12 protein-coding genes are annotated in these 14,919 nt (G+C 68.6%); 4 read left to right on the top strand and 8 right to left on the bottom strand.

Translation table 11 applies throughout. From position 1 onward, the window contains the following. Window positions 1–323: 323 nt before the first annotated feature. Window positions 324–1,511 carry a helix-turn-helix domain-containing protein gene (locus ACL03I_RS35185; protein WP_412808121.1) on the bottom strand — a complete coding sequence of 396 codons (1,188 nt, stop codon included), beginning with the start codon at window positions 1,509–1,511 and terminating at the stop codon, window positions 324–326. Window positions 1,512–1,635: 124 nt separating this feature from the next. Between ACL03I_RS35185 and ACL03I_RS35180 the strand changes: the two genes are divergently transcribed. Then, window positions 1,636–1,818, top strand: coding sequence for a hypothetical protein (locus ACL03I_RS35180; protein ID WP_412808120.1), 183 nt, complete (start codon window positions 1,636–1,638; stop codon window positions 1,816–1,818). 207 nt (window positions 1,819–2,025) lie between these two features. On the opposite strand, the gene ACL03I_RS35175 is transcribed toward ACL03I_RS35180, so the two are convergent. After that, window positions 2,026–3,135 (bottom strand): FAD-dependent oxidoreductase, encoded by a 1,110-nt coding sequence (locus tag ACL03I_RS35175; protein ID WP_412808119.1) that lies wholly within the window; start codon window positions 3,133–3,135, stop codon window positions 2,026–2,028. A 135-nt stretch (window positions 3,136–3,270) separates the two neighbouring features. On the opposite strand from ACL03I_RS35175, the gene ACL03I_RS35170 reads away from it, so the two are divergent. Beyond that, window positions 3,271–3,882 (top strand): TetR/AcrR family transcriptional regulator, encoded by a 612-nt coding sequence (locus ACL03I_RS35170; protein WP_355076045.1) that lies wholly within the window; start codon window positions 3,271–3,273, stop codon window positions 3,880–3,882. 128 nt (window positions 3,883–4,010) lie between these two features. Here the strand turns inward: ACL03I_RS35170 and ACL03I_RS35165 are convergent, their stop codons facing one another. From ACL03I_RS35165 to ACL03I_RS35140, 6 genes are all read right to left on the bottom strand, one after another. Beyond that, the gene (locus tag ACL03I_RS35165; RefSeq protein WP_412808118.1) at window positions 4,011–6,719 is read right to left on the bottom strand and encodes a hypothetical protein; all 2,709 of its coding nucleotides are present in this window, start codon (window positions 6,717–6,719) and stop codon (window positions 4,011–4,013) included. Between the two features lie 666 nt (window positions 6,720–7,385). After that, window positions 7,386–8,129 carry a CPBP family intramembrane glutamic endopeptidase gene (locus tag ACL03I_RS35160; RefSeq protein ID WP_412808117.1) on the bottom strand — a complete coding sequence of 248 codons (744 nt, stop codon included), beginning with the start codon at window positions 8,127–8,129 and terminating at the stop codon, window positions 7,386–7,388. A 218-nt stretch (window positions 8,130–8,347) separates the two neighbouring features. Beyond that, on the bottom strand, window positions 8,348–9,277 hold the full coding sequence (locus tag ACL03I_RS35155; protein ID WP_412808116.1) for an RluA family pseudouridine synthase: 930 nt from the start codon (window positions 9,275–9,277) through the stop codon (window positions 8,348–8,350). A 180-nt stretch (window positions 9,278–9,457) separates the two neighbouring features. Beyond that, on the bottom strand, window positions 9,458–10,039 hold the full coding sequence (locus tag ACL03I_RS35150; protein WP_355076053.1) for a putative glycolipid-binding domain-containing protein: 582 nt from the start codon (window positions 10,037–10,039) through the stop codon (window positions 9,458–9,460). Window positions 10,040–10,044: 5 nt separating this feature from the next. Next, window positions 10,045–10,497, bottom strand: a complete 453-nt coding sequence (locus ACL03I_RS35145) for a TIGR03667 family PPOX class F420-dependent oxidoreductase (protein ID WP_364430699.1) — start codon at window positions 10,495–10,497, stop codon at window positions 10,045–10,047. 73 nt (window positions 10,498–10,570) lie between these two features. Further along, window positions 10,571–10,750 carry a hypothetical protein gene (locus ACL03I_RS35140; RefSeq protein ID WP_355076057.1) on the bottom strand — a complete coding sequence of 60 codons (180 nt, stop codon included), beginning with the start codon at window positions 10,748–10,750 and terminating at the stop codon, window positions 10,571–10,573. 419 nt (window positions 10,751–11,169) lie between these two features. On the opposite strand from ACL03I_RS35140, the gene ACL03I_RS35135 reads away from it, so the two are divergent. Next, complete coding sequence (locus tag ACL03I_RS35135) at window positions 11,170–13,029, top strand: ABC transporter ATP-binding protein (protein ID WP_412808115.1); 1,860 nt, start codon at window positions 11,170–11,172, stop codon at window positions 13,027–13,029. Beyond that, window positions 13,026–14,762 (top strand): ABC transporter ATP-binding protein, encoded by a 1,737-nt coding sequence (locus ACL03I_RS35130; RefSeq protein WP_356964841.1) that lies wholly within the window; start codon window positions 13,026–13,028, stop codon window positions 14,760–14,762. Before ACL03I_RS35135 ends, ACL03I_RS35130 begins: the two co-directional genes overlap by 4 nt. Window positions 14,763–14,919: the final 157 nt, after the last annotated feature.

Below are 14,919 nucleotides of genomic sequence, written 5' to 3'. Positions count from 1 at the left end.
GCACGTCGTGACCGGACGGTCACCGGCGCGGGAAACTCCGTGCGTGCGGTCCAGACCTTGTCCGGTGCCGCCACGCTCGATACTCATGCCAAGGCGGCCGAATAACCGCCGCTCACGGGTGATGCGGCCGCATCAACCGCAGGAGTCTCGCTACCTCCGACGACGCCCCTTCTCGTCCAGCTCTCTGAACGCCGCGCGTCCCGCGGCCGCGTCCAGGGCTCTGAGAGCGCCTCACGTTCCTGCTCGGCCGCCGCCCGCGCCTCGGCCGCTGACCAACCGCACTACGTCGCGTGGTCGGCCGTGGCTATGGTTTCGTACGAGACTCAAATCTTGACGTTGGCCCACTTCGCGAACCGGGCCAGGGAGTCGGTTCCGCGCCGGGCATTGGCGAGTACGCGGACGGTCTCGTGGACCTGGGGGTGGTTGCGTGTCAGCTCCGGTGCGATCCGGCGCGCCTGGTCGAGACTGGCGAGGGCACGCTGCTTGTCGCCGTGGAGTAACCACGCGCGGGATACGTCGATCCAATGATGTCCAGCGCGGGATGGCGTGACCGATGCCGGTAGCCGAATCTGCTCGGCGCGTGCGACGGCGGTTGTGCCATCGCACAACTCGACCGGGACGGCGACGGAGTGAATAGCGACGTTCGGCAGATGGAACCCGGTTCCGTACTCCTGATACCGGTCGGAGTTGTTCGTCTCGCCGATCCGGCGCGCTTCTCGAAGATGCGTGTCGGCGGTGTCGGCGTCGAGCGCACGGGCAGACAGTATCGACGCCCGCAGGTGCAACGCGCCCCGCACCGCGAGGACTTCCGGCGTCGCAGGTAGTTGCTCACTGGCTGCGTGTGCGCGCTCGATGATCCGCAGTCCACCGGCATACGCGCCGGAGTACAGCAGGATCAGCGCGCGATGGTATTCCGCCGCGATCGGCCACACGGGGTCAGCGCTGCGTTCGGCGGCCCACGCGCATCGTTCGGCGGCCAGTCCGGCGAGGTCGAGGTAGCCGTAGCGGTAGGCGATCGATGACGCACTGTTGTATGCGTAGGCGAGCGTCGAATAGATCCTCTCCAAACGGTGCCCGGATGGCTCGTCAGCGGCAAGCGCGTGCAAACCGTGTATTACGTCCGGCAGTTCGGCGGTGTGGTCGCCGTACCGGCCGCGTCGTCTGCTCGCCTGTACCCGATGCAGTGCCGTGGTCAGCTGTTCCAGGGTGGTCGGCGAATTCAGTGGTTCGTCGTTGAACGCCAGAATTTTTCGGCGCAGCTCGCGGATGGTGGCATGCGCTCCGGCATCGTCGCGCGCCGGGATGTAGGGCTGCCCGGTCAGATCCTCGATGTCGACCCTGAGTGCCCCGGCCACGGCCGCGATGAACGCGGGCGAGGCTGGGCGTGCGCCTCGCTCGACCTTGCGCAACAGCGACACCGACACGTTCGCCTTCTGCGCGAGCTGTTGCTGTGTGAGCCGGGTGAGCTTGCGCGCCCTGGCGGTGCGTTCCCCGATCCCGGCATCGTCCATACCTCCACGGTGACACACGATGTGCCGCTTCGCATGAGTTCGTCGAGGACAAAGTATCCGCAGGCCCCGGCGTCGGGTCGAGTCCTGAATCCCCGGCGCCGGGTGCCAACCAACCACCCACGACGTGCCGAAAGGTCACCGAACGACCGCAGAACTCGCAACTGTCCTGATCGTCATAGCCGCTGTCGGCGGATTGCTGATTCTCGTGTTCTGGGTGCTGCCCTGGCTACTCGATCTCGGCGACGAACCGGACGAATCCGTACCGGCACGTGAGATCTTCACGCGGCTGGAGGGCGAGCAGCGATGACGACTCGGGGTTCCTGGGTGCAGGACTACTGTGAGAACGGCAACCTGTCCGCGGACGAGAAACACGCGCGTGGCCTGATGAAGATCCACCAGAACTGTGAACCGCCACGCCCGCGTAGGGTGTCCGCTGAGCGCTACCTAAGCGAGCGCGGCGTGCGCCGCGCGCCGGACGAATGGCGGAAACCATGAGCGCCGTATTCGGATACCTTCAGCCCGGTTGGAAGAATTCGAGCATTCTCCGGCTGGCGTCCGGCGATGTCAGGAGTTCCTGTATCCGTGCGGACATCCTGGCGGCGGTGCTGGTGCGTTCGAACATCTCGCGTTCGTATTCTTCTACGGCGGAGGGAAAGTCGTCCCGGTGCGCGGCCAGTGCGAGGCCGAGCACGGCGCCGTCGAGCAGCGCCATGTTGGCGCCCTCGCCCACCGGCGGCATCAGGTGCGCGGCGTCGCCGAGCAGCGTGACGTCCGGCCTCGACGGCCAGGTCAGGCCGATCGGGAGACTGGTGATCGACCGCGGTACGACGGTGTCGTCGCAGGCCGCGATCAGCGCGGTGAATCGTGCGTCCCAGCCGGGGAGCAGGTCGATCAGCCGCGCCCGGGCGGCGGCCGGGTCGTCGAACGGGATCCCGCTGGTAGTGAACCAGTCCTCGCCGGTGTTGTAGAAGCTGAGGCCGATGCGAACGCGGCCGTCGCCGTTGCGCTGTGCCGCCAGGGATAGTCCGTTGCCGAGCACCCAGTAATTGCCGCGGCCGACCATCGCCGCGAGGTCGGGATGGGTGCGGTCGATGTCGGGAATGCCGAGCTCGACGACGTTCTGGCCGATATGCGCCGGGCGGGCGTCGGTGAGCAGCACGCGGACCCGGGACTGTGCGCCGTCCGCGCCGACCAGCAGGTCATACGTCGCAGTGCTGCCGTCGGCGAAGTGGAGTAGGCCGTTGTCGGCGGATTCGAACGCGTGCCCCCAGCGCACCACGCCTTCGGGAAGGGAATCCAGCAGCAGGTTGCGCAGATCGGCGCGGTCGACCTCGGGTCGATCGAGCGGGGCGTCGTCGGGGGTGTCCTCCTGGAGCAGCAGGGTGCCGTCCGGCTCGAGCAGGCGCATGTCTTGGCCTTCACCGCGGGCGATCGAGTGGAACCGGTCGATCAGTCCGGCCTCGCGCAGCGCCCGCTGGCCGGAGTGGATGTCGAGCATGCCGCCCTGGCCGCGAGCCTCGCGGGAGGCTTCGCGTTCGTACACGACGGCCTCGATGCCGTGCACGTGCAGCACCCGGGCAAGGGCCAGGCCGCCGAGTCCGGCTCCGACGATGGTGATGGTCATGATTGCCTCCGATACACCGTATTTTCCAATACACCGTATTGAACCATGCGATGTAGGGTCAGCGGCATGTTGGTGTGGGAGCGACCGGAGCCACCGAATCGACCGGCGCCGGCCCCGTTGAGCCGGGAGCGGATCGTGCGAGCGGCGATCCGGCTGGCCGACGCGGACGGCTTGGCGGCGGTGTCGCTGCGCAAGGTCGCCGCCGCGCTGGACGTCGGGCCGATGCGGCTGTACGGCTACATCGCCACCAAGGACGAGTTGCTCGACTTGATGGTCGACGCGGTCTACGCCGAGATCCAGCCGGCCGGAGACGGTTGGCGGGAGGTGCTGCGCTCCCTTGCCGCAACCACCCGGCAAGCAGCTCACCAGCACGAATGGTTCGCCGACCTGCTCGGTGGGCGGCCGCAGCTCGGGCCGCACGCGATGGCCAGAGGGGAGGCCGTGCTGGCGGCACTGGGCGGCGTCGACGTGGACATGGCCATGCCGGTGGTCGCCGCGGTCAACGCGTACGTGATCGGCGCGGTGCGCCGGGAGATCGCCGACCGGCGCGCCGAGCGGGCCACCGGGATGGACGAGCACCAGTGGCAGATCGCCTTCGGCCCTTATCTGGAGCGAGCCTTCGCGACCGGCCGATTCCCCGCGCTGGAGACGGTCGTACGCGACGCCGCCCACCTCGACGCCGACCAAACCTTCCGCATGGGCCTCGACTTCCTACTCGACGGCATCGAAGCCCGCATCTCGAGTTGACCGAGGACGCCTGGGCCGATTCCATCGCTGCACCCGTTGGCCGATCACGCCGACCTGTCCGCGCCTCGATGGTGGCGCGCCTGCCTCCCAGCTTTTGCGCCATCGTTAGCCGCTCGGAGCGGCGGTGCTCAGCCGATGGTCGCGTAGGGGCGGTGGACTTTGATGGCGGAGTCCAGGACGCGGGTGACCGCGGAGCGGGGGACGCCGAGTTCGTTCGCGATGGCGGGGGTCGAGCCGCCCTGATCGGCGAGGGTCAGGATCTCTCTGACCTCCTCGATCGGGAGGTCGGACAGGTGGCGGCCGGTGATGGCTCGTGCGATCGCGGAGATTTCGTCGTCGTCGGTGTCGGCTTCCTCCGGCTCGGTGGGGAATTCGTCGTCCTCGTCGTCGTCCTCGAGGATCGGCATCGGTGCGATGGGGAGGGGCGAAAGCTCGGGGGTTTCCTCGAGGGCCAGTTGTTCGCTCTCCGCGTCGGCGGAGTGGTCGTTCTGCTCTGCGGACATCGACTTTCCGCGTTTCGCCGCGCGCGGGGCGGTGGCGTTGGGGTGCACCTGTGCGGCGGTGTCGGCGATTGCGGGGGACTGTGTGTGCATCGGTTCGGTGGAGCCGGGACGCCGGGCGGCGTCGTCTCCTCGATGCACGCGATCGGCCGAGCGTTCGCCTCGACCGGCGGGCGGAAGTGGCGGCGTCGCGCTGTTCGTCTGAGTGGAGGGACGTTCGTCGAACTCGAGTCCGTCCAGCGAAATCTGTTGTGCAGGTTGCGCGGGTTCTGGGCGCGGTTCACCGATATCGGACGCATGCGTTCGCACTCGGCTCGGCGTTCCGTGCTCGAAGTCGGCCGGTGAAGGCTGCGCTGCTTCGGGATCGGCCGACCGGGTCGAACGTCCGTCCGACTGGACTTGCGAGACATGCTGGGCGGCAGATGAATCCGGATGTGTCGGGGAAGTCGTCAACTCGCGGCCGTTGGTGGCAGACGGAACCGGGCTTCCATGGGGAGCGAGGGTGTCCGTGTGGTCTTCAGTGGCGGGGGCGGTGTGCCGGTGGACCGGAAGCGCGTGCGCGTTGATGCCTGTGGGCGTCCCGGCGGCGTGACCATTGACGGTTGTAACAGTGTCGTGCCCGTTGACTCGAGCGTCTCCGGTCGCCGGGAACTCGGTGGTGTCATCGTCGGTGCCAGGGCGGAAGGTCTTTCCATTGATTCGCGGGTGCCGTTCAGTGCCCTCAGCGGGGGTCGGCACCGTGTGACCGTTGGTGGCCGGGCGCAAGGTATGTCCGTTGATGCGCGGGTGCCCGTTCCCGTTGACAGGTGTCCGGCCGGCCTTGCCGTCGATCGGCAGGATGTGGCCGTTCACGGACAAGTCGCCGCGGGTGTGGCCATTGACGGTGGGTTCGACGGAGTGGCCGTTCGTCGTGTGCGGGAGTGCGACACCGTTCATGCCGGTATCGGTCGCGTGGCCGTTGGCCGGGCGCTCGTCGGCGGAACCCGAGGTAGTGAAGTTCTCGCCCACTTCGCTGTGCACAGGATTCGCACCCGCGAGTGGGGCACCGTCGACGGGGTGGCCGTTGATCGGCGTATCGACCGCGTGACCGTTGGCCGTGCGAGTATCGGCGAGGCCCGAAGTGCTGAAGCCCTCGCGCACTTCGCCGTTGCCAGGGGCCGCCGCGGTGGACCCGACGCGGTCGACAGTGATGGGGTGGCCGTTGATCCGCGATCCGACCGCGTGACCATTGGTCGCCGACTTTGCGGGATCGACGCGTGCCGGGACAGGCATGACCGGTGCGGCCGAGCTGAACTCGTCGGGGCGTCCTGCGGGACGAGTGCCCGTCATTTCGGTCGGGACAGCGTGGTGGGTCGAGGCTTCACTCCCGGCGTGATGGAGGTCGGCACCGCCCCGATGATCGGTTTGCGCTCCGTGATTCGCGTCGTGGTGCGCCTCGCGGCCACCGGTCACGCCTGCATAGGTTTCCCAGGGAAATCGGCCGCTGTTCGCCGCTGCGTCGAGCGAGGGGCGACTACTCGCTTCCGCCTGCATGCCCGTGGCGAGTCGCGCATCGAGACGGATCGTTCGCGGGTCGGGATCGATCACCGGCGCGCCGTCGATCAGCACCGCGTACCGCGCGGAAACCCAGGCGTGCAACCAGATCACGACGCCGACCATCACCGGAGCGATCGCGTATTCGGCGGCGCGGCCGAGGTCGCCCGCGGCGAGATGCGGTCCCGTGTTCAGTGCGACGGTCGTGCCGAGCAGCGCCGCCTCGAAGAAGATCACTTTGCCGCGCGCCAGCTCCCGGCCCCATCGCGCCGCGGTCGTCGCCGCCACCATGATGGTGATGATCGGGATCGAGATCATCGCCTCGATGCCGTAGCTCAACCAGTACAGCGGATCGGCCATGTCGCCGCTGGGCACCAGATTGTGCTGCACGTTGACACCGGCCCACACCATGCCGAGCACGACGACGGCGATCAAGGCGCGCGACGACCACTCCGCCCGCCGGTAGAGCTGCGCCAGGCGCGCGTCCTGGCTCGACGCCCGACGCCGCGCCGCCAGTGCGCGCCGATGCCAGCGGGCGTCGGCCTCCTCCGAGCGGCGCAACGCCGCGGACGACTTCCGGTCGCGCCGTTCGGTGGCCAGTTCCGCCTCGATGGCCCGTCGCCGCTGCTCGCGCCGGCGCGCGCGAATCCATTCCGCCAGCTCGCGCTCCGCGGCGATCTCGCGTTCGGACAGCACCTCCAGCAGCGCCGGATCGAGCTGCAGGGGCAGTTTGCCGCGCGCGGTCTCGACTTGCTGTGCCAGCGCGGCAATCTCGGAACTATCGTTCGAGGATTCGTCGGGCATCGCGAGCCTTCCCAAGAGCAGGTCTCATGTCGAGTGGTGGAGACATGATCGCTCGAACATATGTGTGATCGGAGTGAGATTAAACCGACCTCCGCCCGTGGTCAATGCGATGCGCGCCCGCCTGAGGGCGACACGCCGAGCTGCCGAAATTCGCGGTCTGGCCCGAATATCCGGATGAGCGGCACTTTTATCGGCGCCTTCCGCGTGTCGAAACTCAGTTCGAATGTGCGCATGGCTATCGCGCGAATTCCGCCGTTTCAGGCTGCCGCCCATACCTCGGTCGAACCCAGCGCCGGTCTCGACTGTCGAGCGACGAGAGAGGGGGTATGCGCCATGTCGGCCCGCGTTCGCACGGTCGCCGCATGCGTGACGAAGAAAGCGACAGTGTCGAGTCCGGTCGGATGCTGACCCATCTGCTGCGGTCTCGGTCACGGAGCGAGTTGGCGGCCAGCCACAAACCGCGCGCATCGGGTAGCGAGGTTCGACACCGACGCGCCCAGCGCACCCCGACCACGTCTTTCGAGCGAAGCGAGACCGAGCCTGTTCCGTTCGCGGCCCGGCTCGCGTTTGCGCGGCCGCCGCGTACGCGACGAAGGAGCAAGCGGCGGTCGCGCACACGCCAGCCACAAAGGGGCCGCGAACACGCCGCGCGAAGGCGCGGCCAAATTAACTGAGCGTGGTGTGCCAGACGATGGCGGCGGCCAGGGCTCCCGCGCCGTTGACCGACCAGTGCAGGGCTATCGGGGCGAGCAGGCTGCCGCTGCGGTGGCGCAGCCAGGTGAACACCACGCCCGCCGCGGCCGTCGCGAGAACGGCGAGCAGGATGCCGACGATCTGGCCGGTCACGCCGCCGCCGACGAATGCGCTCAAGCCGCGATTGCCGGAGGTGAGACCGAGGGACGACGCGATGTGCCAGAGGCCGAACAGCAGGGAGCCCGCCGCGAAGACGCCGCGCGCACCGTACGCGCGGTCGAGTGTGCCGTGCAGCACGCCACGGAAGGCCAGTTCCTCGGGGATCACGGTCTGCAACGGGATGACGATCATGGAGGCGATCAACGCGCCGGAGATGGTCGCATAGCGATCGGCCAGGAAGAACGGCCGCGTGAGCGGTAGTGCCGCCCCGATCCCGACGACCGCGAGGACCAACGCCACCGCGCCGAGCGCGTAGAGCGAACCGCGCCGCCAGTGCCGGGGCGAAAGGCCCAGTTCCGACCAGCCGAGACCACGCCTGCGGACCAGTGCGAGCAGCGCGATCGCCGAGACCGGCACCGTCACGATGCTCGCCCACGCGGTGGTGAAATGTGCGATGAGATTGGTGCCCGCCAGGACGATCACCACCACGGCGACGTCGACGTAGGCGTGCACTTTGTGGCGTGGGCGGGTCGGTGCTGCTAGGTCCGGCTCAGACATCTCGACCGAGTCTACGGAACGAGAACACGTTCACCACGGATGCGGGCTTTATTGCCGGATCGATCACTTTTCGCCGCCGTCGGGGTCGAACGGGGCCCCCGCCGTGTGTACGGAAGGCGAGGCGGGTGTCGCGGAACCGTGTGCGAAGGCATGGCGCGGCGCTCGGCCGGGTGATCGTGTCGTGGCGACGCTGCTCGATGCGGGCGCTGACCGCAGTGTCAGCCGGCCCACCCGTGCGGGTCGGTCCAGACCTGCAGCGTGCGGCTGGTCTCGAAACGGCGCGGCTCGTGGGTGACCGGATCGGTGAACTCGAGTGCGGCGGCCAGCAGTTGCAGCGGCCTGGTGAAGTCGTCGACCGGCTTGTCGGTGAGCACCGGGTAGAAGTCGTCGCCGAGGATGGGGACGCCGAGGTTGTTCATATGCAGGCGCAACTGGTGGGTCCGGCCGGTGTGCGGGCGCAGCCGGTAGCGGCCGAGGCCCTCGCGGTGCTCGAGCAGTTCGATCTCGGTTTCCGCGTTGGGTTCGCCCGGGACCTCCTGGGCCGCGAGCACCTGCTTCTCCTTGACGATCCGGCTGCGCACCACGCGGGGCAGCGTGAGGCTTGGATCGAACGGGGCGATCGCCTCGTACTCTTTGCGCACGGTGCGCTTGTGGAACATGGTCTGGTACGCGCCGCGGCGAGCCGGGTTGATCACGAAAAGCACCAGGCCGGCCGTGACGCGGTCGAGCCGATGCGCCGGGACCAGATCGGGGAGGTCCAGCTCTCGGCGCAGCCGCACCAGCGCGGTCTGCAGGATGTGCTGACCGCGCGGGATCGTGGCCAGGAAGTGCGGTTTGTCCACCACCAGCAGGTCGTCGTCGCGATGCACGACGGGGATGTCGAACGGCACCACCGTCTCCTCGGGCAGATCGCGATGGAACCAGACCGCGCCGCCGGGCACGAACGGTGCGTCCGGAGCGATCGGCCCGTCCAGGTCGACGATGCCGCCCGCGTGCAGCAGTTCATCGATGCGCGCCGGGGAGACCCGGGGCAGGCGCTCCACCAGATGGTCCCGGATGGTCGCCCAATGCCCCTGCTCCGGTAGTCGCAACCGGGCCGGGTCCAAGCCGTGCCGTTTCGGCAACGGCGGTTGTTGCCGCCTTCTCATCGATACCGACCCTAATAGGTGCAGCCGGACGTAGTCCGTCCTCAGCCCGCGCATGGCCGGAGCGAAGGCGGAGGTACGCCTAATAGGTGCAGTCGGACGTAGTCCGTCCTCAGTCCGCGCATGGCCGGAGCGAAGGCGGAGGTACGCCCGACCGCAGGCCCGACGTCCGAGGTCGCGGGTTCAGTGGGCGCGGATCGCGATGCCCGGGTAATCGAGCACCAAGCCCGACTTGTCGTAGTCCAGCGTGCAGGCGAAGTCGAACTCCGGGGCGGAGTACTGGAACCGCGGTCCGTGCGAGCCGTCGGCGACGCGGACGTAGCGCTGCTCCAACCGGGCCACCGCGGCGCCGGAGGCGTAAACGTAGGCCGCGGGCGCGTCCGCGCCGTCGCCGATCTCTTGCGCGGACCGGTGCACGGGGAGCGCGTTGGTCAGCGCGGAGGACTCCAGGTCCACGTCCAGACAGCCGTCGAGCAGGGGCGCGGGCATGCCGTCCAGCAGCCAGGACCCCGCGCCGTCGGACTCCAGCACCAGCGTGTTCCAGCCGCCTGGCTTGCGCACGGCCACCTGGGCCCGGCGCGTGTGCCATTCGGTGTCCAGCGCGATCCGGTAGTCCACCACCCAGGCCGCGCCGTCCTCGACCGCTGTCGTGCAGCCGTCGATCAGCACGCCCTGCTCGGTGACCCGGAAATACGCCACCTCGAACCCCTCGCGGGCGGTGCGATGACGCCAAGCGGCGGTGGGCGGCGGCGGCGCGAACTGCATCGGGTTCAGAATCCGCGCAGCCGGTCGGGCGTGATGCGCAGCACGACGGAGTACTCGGCGTAGAACTGCTCGTCGGTCAGGCCGATCGAGCGAAGGCCGTCGGCGTACTTCGTGGTGAAGGCGTCGATCTCCGTCGAACCGGGCCGTTGCTCGACCACCCGCGCCGTGCCGGTGAGTACCACCACGTCGCCGCCGGACGCGGTGCTGTTGAGGTTCAGCGCGACCCGGGGATTGCGCTGGATGTTGCGCACCTTCGGTTGGCCGGGCTTGCTGAAGATCAGGAACTCGCCGTCGCGCCACTGGAACCAGACGGGGTTGGGCTGCGGTGTTCCGGTGGGGCCGACGGTGGTCAGCCAGAGGATGGACTCGCGGTTCAGGCGTTCGGCGACTTTGGCGCCGAATTCGGTTTCGGTGTCGACGACAGGGGTGGCGGAACGATCGGATGCCGTTGCGGTCATGGCAAGGACAACACCCCGGCCGCCGTGACGATTCCGCGTCGTCGCGGGGGGAGCCACGAGCACGGTGCTCCTGTCACGGCGTGGCCCGTTCGTCCAGCACCATCAGCCGGGCTTCGACCAATGTCCTGCGGGCGCGCCGCCGGACCCGGCATATTTCGACGCTGCAATCCAGGTGCACTTGCATGGCGTGGTGCGCTTGGCCCGCGGTGAGTTCGCCGGGATCCCTGGCGCAATTCGACAGAACCGAAAACATCTCCGTGCCATACATATTCGATCCTCCTGCGGGTGCGGCGGTTTCGCTCGCATTCGAAGTTAGCGATGCACGCGGGCTATCGGACCGGGATGCGGGTTCGTTCACGGAGGCTTCCCGGGCGCGTCGACAGTTCGAAAACAGCGAGTTCGCAGCAGTTTTCGCACATTGACGAAATAAGTCACGAAAGACAACGGCCGGTAGGCGGGGGCCGCCCAGGACGCGTGGTCTCGGCGGCGAAGCGGGCGACCCGTGCCGTGCCGGACGACCGCCTCCGTACTCGCGGGTCGATGGACCGCTCGCGAAGCTCCCACGGCGCCGAGAGGGCAAAGATAACTTAGGCTAACCTTTCTTGCTGGGCGCTTCTGTGTGAGGATGAGGCGATTCCGGTGATGGATGGATGCCGCGAGAGACGAGGTCAGATGACGGTAGAGGTCGCGCCGCTGCCTGCGGCGCAGACGGGGAACCGGCCGCCGAGGGCGGTGCTGAAAGAACGCAAGCAGCAGGAGGCCCAGGCGCGCAAGGAGATCCTCGCGCCCGTGCGTGGCCCGTTGACCGTCGCGAGCATCGTCATGGCCGTCGCGTCGGCGTGCGCGGTCGTGCCCTTCGTGCTGATCGTGGCGGCCTGCCGCGAACTGCTCCAGGATCAGGTGGACACCGACCGGGTGTGGCGTCAGCTGACGATCGCGATGCTGGTCCTGGTGGTCCGCGCGCTGCTCCAGGCCGCGGCGTTGACCTGGACGCACCTGGTCGACGCCGGATATCAGCTCGCCGTGCGCCGGGCGCTGGCGGCCAAGCTGACCCGGGTGCCGCTGGGCTGGTTCGGCGAGCGGACCTCCGGCGAGGTGAAGAAGTATCTCCAGGACGATGTGGAGGCATTGCACTACCTGGTGGCGCACGCCCGCCTGGAGTTCGTCGGCGCCGTCACCGTTCCGCTGATCACGTTCGGCTATCTGCTCACCGTCGAATGGCGGCTGGCCTTGGTGCTGCTGGTGCCGGTCCTGGCGTACGCCGTGCTCTACAGCCGGATGATGGACCGGGACGGACGGGACCGCTTCGTGGTCTACACCCGCTCCGAGCAGGCCACCAAGCAAGCCGCCATCGAGTTCGTCGACGGCATTCAGGTGGTCCGCGCGTTCGGTCAGGCGGGCAAGGCGCACAGCGTCTTCCAGGACGCCGTCGAACACCAAGCCCGCAGCGTGGACCGGCTGAAGACGCCGATCATCAAGGTGCAGGCGGCCTCCGACATCGTCGTCACCCCGGTGTTCGTGATGCTGGTGGTGGTCCTCGCGGGACTGGCCGCGGTGGGCCTGGACTGGGTGGAGCCGCTGGACGTGCTGCCGTTCCTGCTGGTCGGCCTCGGCCTGGGCAGTTCATTGCTGAGTCTCGGCTATGGCGCGCAGGCACTGCGGGCCGCCGCGGTGGCGGCGCAACGCCTGCACGACCTGCAACGGACTCCCGAATTGAGTGGCGGTGCGCCGACCTCCGCCGTGGCGGAAGCCGAATCCGCGCCCGCCGGTCTGGTCCGATTCGAAGGTGTCGACTTCGGCTATCGTTCCGGCCACGACGTGCTGCGAGGTATCGATCTCGAGCTCGCCCCCGGCACGATCACGGCCCTGGTGGGCCCGAGCGGATCGGGCAAATCGACACTGGCCAAATTGCTGCCGCGGTTCTACGACGTGGGTTCGGGCCGGATCACCATCGGCGACCGCGACATCCGTGACTTTCCGAGCGACGAGCTCTACCGCACCGTCGGGTTCGTCTTCCAGGATGTGCGGCTGATCCGCGGCAGTATCAGGGAGAACCTGCGCCTGGCCCGGCCCGACGCCGACGACGCCGCGGTGGAGCGGGCCGCCCGCGCCGCGCAGATCCACGATCGCATCATGGCGCTGCCGCGTGGTTACGACTCGGAACTCGGCATCGACGCGACGCTCTCCGGCGGCGAGGCGCAACGGCTCTCGATAGCGCGCGCCCTGCTCGCGGACACCCCGGTCCTCGTGCTCGACGAAGCGACCGCCTTCGCGGACCCGGAATCCGAAGCGGCCGTGCAGGACGCGCTGGCCGTACTGGTCGCGGGGCGCACGGTCCTGGTCATCGCGCACCGGTTGCACACCATCACCTCGGTGGATCGAATCCTGGTGCTCGAGCGGGGACGACTGGTCGAGCAGGGTGATCACGCGAGTCTCGTCACCGCGGGCGGCGCCTACCAGCGGCTATGGGAGATCAGGGAGGCGGCGCTCGGCGATCTGGCGCTCGTCGACAGTGTGGAGGGTGTCCGATGATTCGCAAGGTGCTGGAGCTGGTTCCGGGCGAATTCGCCCATCTGACACCGAAACTGTTCGCCGCCATAGTCGCGCAGGCCCTCAGCCAGGCCGTGGCGTACCTGCTGCTGGTGCCGGTGCTTACGGCGCTTTTCGACGACGACCTCGGCCGCGCGTGGCTCTGGGCGCTCGGCATGTTCGCCGCCGTCGCGGGCGTGGTGGTTTTCGGCTACCTGCAGGCGGCGATCGGCCTGCGCGTCGGCATCGGCATGCAGCGCGGATTGCAGACCCGGCTCGGCGACCACCTGAACGCACTGCCGCTCGGCTGGTTCGAGACCCATGACGCCGGGCCGCTCGGGCGGGTCATGGTCGACAACGTGCGGGAGCTGCAAGGCTTGGTCGCCTATCTGCTGGCCAGGATCTTCAGCGGCGTCATCGTGCCGCTCGCGGTCGCGGTCGGCATGCTGGCGGTCGACTGGCGTATCGCGCTGGCGATGCTGCTCGCCGCGCCAGTGCTCTACCTGGTGAACCGGCTGGCCGATCGCGCGTACACCAGCGCGGACCAGCGGATGCACGCGGCGGCGGCCGAAGCCGATTCGCGCGTCATCGAATTCGCCCAGGCGCAGCCGGTGCTGCGGGCGTTCGGCGCGGTGGGATCGGGCAACCGCGCGCTCGACGCGGCGTTGGCCGGGCAGCGCTCGGCTGGATCGCGCATGGTGTTCGCCAGCGTGCCGGGCCTGATCCTGTTCGCGCTGTTCGTGCAGGCCGTGTTCCTGGTTCTGGTGTACGTCGCGGTGGCGCGGGTGACCGACGGCGCCATCTCGGCCGCCGCCGCGATCGCGCTGATCGCGGTGAGCTCGCGATTCATCGAACCGCTCAACCAAGCCGCGCAACTGGGCACCGCGCTGCGTTCGGCGGGTGCGGCCGCGGACCGGATCAGCGAGTTGCTCGACGAACCGGTGCTCCCTGAGGCGGAAACGGCCGTCACCCCGCAAGCGCCGTCGGTGGTCTTCGACGACGTGAGTTTCGGATACCGTCCCGGTGAGCCGGTGCTGTCGGGCGTGACGTTCAGCGTGCCCGCGGGCACCACGACGGCCATCGTGGGGCCGAGCGGTGCGGGTAAGACGACATTGCTGCGGCTGGCCGCGCGGTTCTACGACGCGGATTCGGGCCGGGTCGTGGTGGGCGGGCACGACGTGCGCGATCAGCCGTCGGCGACGCTGCTGAGTCAGTTGTCGCTGGTCTTCCAGAACGTCTACCTGTTCGACCAGTCGGTCGCGGACAACATCCGGATCGGCAGGCCGGATGCCGGTGACGACGAGGTGCGTCGCGCGGCGGCCGCGGCGCGCGTCGACGAGATCGTCGACCGGCTCCCGGACGGTTTCGACACTCGGGTCGGTGAGGGCGGCGCGGCGCTGTCCGGCGGTGAGCGGCAGCGGGTCTCGATCGCCAGGGCATTGCTGAAGGACGCGCCGATCGTGCTGCTCGACGAGGTGACCAGCGCGCTCGATCCGCACAGTGAAGCGGTCGTGGTGCGCGGGATGCACGAGATCACCAAGGACAAGACGGTGATCGTGGTCGCGCACCGGCTGGCCACCATCGCCCACGCCGATCAGATCCTGTTCGTGGACGGCGGGCGGATCGTGGAGCGCGGCACGCACGCCGAACTGCTCGCGCTGAACGGCCGATACGCCGCGTTCTGGAACGAGCGATCTCGCGCGTCGGGCTGGCATCTGGAGCCGGTCGCCACCTAGCGGCTAGCACGTCGAGCCGGTCACCGTGGACGCCGAGAACAACCGGCGCCCACGGTGATCCGTTCGTGCGAGTGGTTCGGCCAGGCGCGGGCGATGACCTCGGTCCCGCCGAAAGCGGGAGCCGACGAATCGGCTGTGGTCGCCGTTTTCGATCGGG

Source organism: Nocardia sichangensis, assembly GCF_047200615.1.
Taxonomy (GTDB): domain Bacteria; phylum Actinomycetota; class Actinomycetes; order Mycobacteriales; family Mycobacteriaceae; genus Nocardia; species Nocardia sichangensis.
Note: the sequence above shows the minus strand (reverse complement) of the source record. Positions and strands in the feature narration are given on the sequence as shown.

Bases quoted from the DNA above. Each gene is read 5' to 3' on its own strand.
- ACL03I_RS35165 (WP_412808118.1), bottom strand. From the start codon at position 6,719: ATGCCCGACGAATCCTCGAACGATAGTTCCGAGATTGCCGCGCTGGCA.
- ACL03I_RS35140 (WP_355076057.1), bottom strand. From the start codon at position 10,750: ATGTTTTCGGTTCTGTCGAATTGCGCCAGGGATCCCGGCGAACTCACC.
- ACL03I_RS35155 (WP_412808116.1), bottom strand. From the start codon at position 9,277: ATGAGAAGGCGGCAACAACCGCCGTTGCCGAAACGGCACGGCTTGGAC.
- ACL03I_RS35185 (WP_412808121.1), bottom strand. From the start codon at position 1,511: ATGGACGATGCCGGGATCGGGGAACGCACCGCCAGGGCGCGCAAGCTC.
- ACL03I_RS35145 (WP_364430699.1), bottom strand. From the start codon at position 10,497: ATGACCGCAACGGCATCCGATCGTTCCGCCACCCCTGTCGTCGACACC.
- ACL03I_RS35130 (WP_356964841.1), top strand. From the start codon at position 13,026: ATGATTCGCAAGGTGCTGGAGCTGGTTCCGGGCGAATTCGCCCATCTG.
- ACL03I_RS35135 (WP_412808115.1), top strand. From the start codon at position 11,170: ATGACGGTAGAGGTCGCGCCGCTGCCTGCGGCGCAGACGGGGAACCGG.
- ACL03I_RS35175 (WP_412808119.1), bottom strand. From the start codon at position 3,135: ATGACCATCACCATCGTCGGAGCCGGACTCGGCGGCCTGGCCCTTGCC.
- ACL03I_RS35150 (WP_355076053.1), bottom strand. From the start codon at position 10,039: ATGCAGTTCGCGCCGCCGCCGCCCACCGCCGCTTGGCGTCATCGCACC.
- ACL03I_RS35160 (WP_412808117.1), bottom strand. From the start codon at position 8,129: ATGTCTGAGCCGGACCTAGCAGCACCGACCCGCCCACGCCACAAAGTG.